Source organism: Streptomyces sp. SM1 (assembly GCF_002910825.1).
Classification (GTDB): domain Bacteria; phylum Actinomycetota; class Actinomycetes; order Streptomycetales; family Streptomycetaceae; genus Streptomyces; species Streptomyces okerensis.
The window spans coordinates 1-4,636 of sequence record NZ_NEUB01000340.1 but is presented as its reverse complement, the minus strand read 5'-3'; the positions used below and the strand labels follow the sequence as shown (position 1 = coordinate 4,636).

Here is a 4,636-nt window from a genome sequence, read left to right as displayed (position 1 = left end):
TACGAGCCGGGGAGGCGACGCGGTGCCGGCCGGCGCACGGAAACCTCTTCCAGCAGGTCGGGGCGCCGTGCGGGCTGTCACGGCCGCGGGCGCGGGGCGCCGGAGCGGCTTGTAGCATGGGTGCGCCGGGAGTCGGAAGGGACCGTCATGCACGCTGGGGACGACAGCGCATCCCTCGACCGGGCGACGAAGGATTTCCTCGCGGCGCGCCCGCAGCTGTTCGGGATCGCCTACCGGATGCTCGGCAGCTCCGCGGAGGCCGAGGACGTCCTCCAGGAGACATGGGTGCGGTGGCAGAACACCGACCGCACCGGCATCCACGAGCCCACGGCGTTCCTGACGACGGTCACGGCGCGGCTGGCCATCAACGTCGCCCAGTCGGCGCGGGTCCGGCGCGAGGCGTACGTGGGTCCGTGGCTCCCCGAACCGGTCGACACCACGCAGGACCCGCAGATGGGCGCCGAGCGGGCCGAGGCGCTCGGGATGGCGGTGCTCCTCCTCCTCGAGAAGCTGAATCCGGTGGAGCGGGCGGCGTATGTGCTGCGGGAAGCCTTCGACTACCCCTACAAGCAGGTCGCGGACATCCTGGAGACGAGCGAGGCCAACACCCGGCAGCTGGTGAGCCGCGCGCGCAAGCACCTCGCGGCCGAGCGCAGGGAGCAGGTCAGTCCCGCCGACCACCGCCGCCTGCTGGAATCGTTCCTCGCCGCCGCGCGGACGGGCGATCTGGCGGTGCTGGAGAACGTACTGGCCGCCGACGTCGTCAGTTACGCCGACGGCGGCGGTGTGCGGGGCGCTTCACGGATCCCCGTCGTCGGACGCACGCACGTGTCCAAGTACCTCGTCGCCTTCGCACCGCGGTTCTGGCCGCCGGCCGCGACCCGGTGGGTCGAGGCCAACGGGCGTCCCGCCGTTCTCGTCTCGGTGGACGGCGACCCGGTGGCCCTGCTGTCCGTCGACGCGTCCGCGGAAGGCATCGACCGGATCATGTGGGTGATGAACCCGGACAAGCTGGCGCCCTACGTGGCGTCCCTGAGTGCCTGACCGCGAGCGGGCACCGCTGCGGGAAGCGCCGCTCCGCGCACTCCCCTCCGGACGTCACGACGATGGGGGTGCCGCTGTCCCGGTGGGTGAGCGCAGGACCACCGAACCGGACACCGGGCCCACCCCGGGACAGCCGCTTCCGGCCGCACCCGGCCCACGCGGGACCGGAGCCCGCGGCCGGACCGTCAAGACATCCGCGTCACCGGCGACCTGGAACGGTCCCCGCCGACGGGCCGCCCACGGTGGCCGGCCGCCCTCCGGTACGGCGCCCGACCACCGGGCGACGACCGCGGCCACCACGGTCGTGACACCGCCGCGCCGGCCCGGGCAGCGGACGGGGCGGCCGGACCGGCCGGGTCGCCGACGTGTTCACCCGAGCGCATCCTGGGACCGGGGGCGCGCGGCGCCGGCTGTCACAACCTCCTCGGTCATCCGGTCGTAGTCGGTGAACACCCCGACGATCGGAGCAATCGTGGCTGTCACCGAACAACGTCTTTCCACCCTGGTCCTGGTGATCGGCACGGGCGGAGCCGGACTGCGGGCGGCGATCGAGCTGGCCGAGGCCGGTGTCGACGTCCTCGCCGTCGGCAAACGCCCCAGGGAGGACGCCCACACGTCCCTCGCGGCCGGCGGCATCAACGCGGCCCTGGCCACCATGGACCCCGGCGACAGCTGGCAGCAGCACGCGGCGGACACCCTCAAGGAGAGCTACCTGCTCGGTGACCCCCGCACCGCCGAGATCGTCACCCGGGGAGCCGCCCTCGGCATCGACGACCTGGAGCGGTACGGCATGGCCTTCGCCCGGGAGGAGGACGGCCGCATCTCCCAGCGCTTCTTCGGGGCGCACACGTTCCGGCGCACCGCCTTCGCCGGGGACTACACCGGTCTGGAGATCCAGCGCACGCTCATCAGGCGGACGGACCAGCTGGACATCCCGGTGCTCGACGGTGTGTACATCACCCGGATCCTGACCCACGAGGGTGCCGTGTTCGGCGCGTACGGGTTCGGTCTCACCGACGGGACCCGCTACCTGATCCACGCCGACGCCGTCATCCTGGCGGCCGGCGGACACACCCGCGTCTGGCGGCGCACCTCTTCGCGGCGGGACGAGAACACCGGTGACTCGTTCCGGCTCGCCGTGGAGGCCGGGGCCCGGCTGCGCGACCCGGAGCTGGTGCAGTTCCACCCCTCCGGGATCATCGAGCCGGAGAACGCGGCCGGCACCCTGGTCAGCGAGGCCGCGCGCGGTGAGGGCGGCATCCTGCGCAACGCGCTCGGTGAGCGGTACATGAGCCGCTACGACCCCGAGCGCATGGAGCTGTCCACCCGCGACCGGGTCGCCCTGGCCTCCTACACGGAGATCAAGGAGGGCCGCGGCACCGGGAAGGGCGGCGTGTGGCTCGACGTCTCGCACCTGCCCCGGCAGACGGTCATGCGGCGGCTGCCCCGGGTGTACCAGACACTGCTGGACCTGCAGATGCTCGACATCACCCGGGACCCGATCGAGGTCGCGCCCACGGCGCACTACTCGATGGGCGGGGTATGGGTCCGCCCGGAGGACCACAGCACCGACGTCCGCGGCCTGTACGCCATCGGCGAGGCGTCCAGCGGCCTGCACGGCGCCAACCGTCTCGGCGGCAACAGCCTCATCGAGCTGCTGGTCTACGGCCGTATCACCGGGCAGGCCGCCGCCCACTCGGAGTCGCTGACCGCCCACCCGCGGTCGGCGAAGGCGGTGGCCGAGGCGCGTGCGGAGGTCGACGGCCTCCTCGCCGCCGACGGACCGGAGAACGTCCGCGCGCTGCAGCGCGCCGTCCGCGACACCATGACCGCGCACGCGGGCGTCGTACGGGACGAGGAGGGACTGCGGACCGGACTGGCCGAACTCGCCGCGATCGAGAAGCGCATGGAGGACATCGGCGTCCACCCGGACATCGCCGGGTTCCAGGACCTCGCACACGCCTTCGACCTGAAGTCCGCGGCCCTCTCCGCCCGGGCCACGCTCGAAGCGGCGCTCGAACGCCGGGAGACCCGTGGCTGCCACAACCGCAGCGACCACCCGGACACGGACCCGGCACTCCAGGTCAATCTCGTCTGGTCGCCGACGACGGGAATCACCCGCGAGAGCGTTCCCCCCGTCCCCGGTGACATCGCCTCCCTGATGGAGGAGGTGTCCACCGACGGCAAGCTGGCCGAGTGACCGGCGGTGCGACACCCGCGCCGGACGGAGGAATGCCGGGCATCCCGGGCAGCCGTCACACACCCGGCGCCCATCCGGTCATCCCGGGTGAAGACGCCCATGGGACACCGGAAATCCAGAAAACCAGAAAAGCACCGAGAGGATCCCCTCATGAAGATCGTGGTGATCGGCGGTACCGGGCTCATCGGCTCGAAGCTGGTCGAGAAGCTCAAGGCCGACGGGCACGAGGCGGTCCCCGCCGCGCCCAACACGGGCGTCAACACCCTCACCGGCGAAGGCCTGGCCGAGGTCCTGCGAGACGCCCCGGTCGTGGTCGACGTCTCCAACTCGCCCTCGTTCGCGGACGACGCCGCCATGGAGTTCTTCCGCGTCTCGACCGACAACCTCCTCAAGGCGGAGGCGGTGGCCGGTGCGACCCACCATGTCGCACTGTCCGTGGTGGGCACCGAACGGCTCCAGGAGAGCGGCTACTTCCGTGCCAAGCAGGTGCAGGAGGACCTGATCAGGGAGTCGGGCATGCCGTACTCCATCGTCCACGCCACCCAGTTCTTCGAATTCATGAAGGGCATCGCGGATCTGGCGACCGAGGGCGACACCGTGCGTCTCTCCTCGGCCGGTATCCAGCCCGTCCACTCCGACGACGTGGCCGCTGCCGTGGGCCGTACGGCCGTCGGTCCGCCCGTCGACGGGGTGGTGGAGGTCGCCGGCCCCGAGGTGTTCCGGCTGGACGAAATCATCCGCGACACGCTCGCCGCCCAGAACGACCCCCGCACCGTGGTGACGGACCCCGGGGCGCCGTACTCCGGTGCGCCGCTGGAGGAGAACACCCTGCTCCCCGGCCCCGGCGCGCACCTCGCCGAGACCCGCTACACCGACTGGCTCGCGCGGCAGAGCTGACCCCCGCGGGTGAGGCCCCGGCACCTGATCAGGGGCCGGGGCACTTCTCCGTGCTCGGGCGCCTCCGCGAGCACACCGCCTTCCGCCCTTCACCGACTGCGGCGCCGGGGGCACGGCGGAGCGCTTCCGCGACATGCGACTGACCTTCGCTGTCACAGATGGGGCGGCTGTCCGGTCCATAGGAAGGAAACACGGACGACTCGGCGCCTCGGCGAGAGAGGGACGAACGATGACTGGCTTGGGTCTGCAAGGCCTGCCCCGGCCCGTAACGGTGGTGGCGGGAGGCGGCGGCGGTGTGCTCGCGGCCGCGCACCTCCGGGGCGGGTACGCGCTGGTACGGCGCGAGTTCACTCCCGATGCCCACGGAGCCGGTGCCGTCGCCGGCCGCGGTCCGCGCCTGCCGATCGCCCGGACCGCACCGCCGTCGCGGAGGGAGCAGCCGGGGATCGCGTTCACCGCGGTGGCCACCGGCCTTCTCACCGGCGCACCCGCCCG

At 72.4% G+C, this 4,636-nt stretch carries 3 protein-coding genes and 1 pseudogene; all 4 read left to right on the top strand.

From position 1 onward, the window contains the following. Positions 1 to 147 precede the first annotated feature (147 nt). Positions 148 to 1,044, top strand: coding sequence for an RNA polymerase sigma-70 factor (locus B9S61_RS08635; RefSeq protein WP_103541722.1), 897 nt, complete (start codon positions 148 to 150; stop codon positions 1,042 to 1,044). Between the two features lie 472 nt (positions 1,045 to 1,516). Then, positions 1,517 to 3,244, top strand: a complete 1,728-nt coding sequence (locus B9S61_RS08630; protein WP_103541721.1) for an L-aspartate oxidase — start codon at positions 1,517 to 1,519, stop codon at positions 3,242 to 3,244. 150 nt (positions 3,245 to 3,394) lie between these two features. Continuing rightward, positions 3,395 to 4,141: an SDR family oxidoreductase gene (locus tag B9S61_RS08625; RefSeq protein WP_103541720.1), complete on the top strand. Its 747-nt coding sequence runs from the start codon at positions 3,395 to 3,397 to the stop codon at positions 4,139 to 4,141. Positions 4,142 to 4,379: 238 nt separating this feature from the next. Further along, positions 4,380 to 4,636, top strand: a pseudogene (locus B9S61_RS08620) (hypothetical protein); the annotation flags it as partial.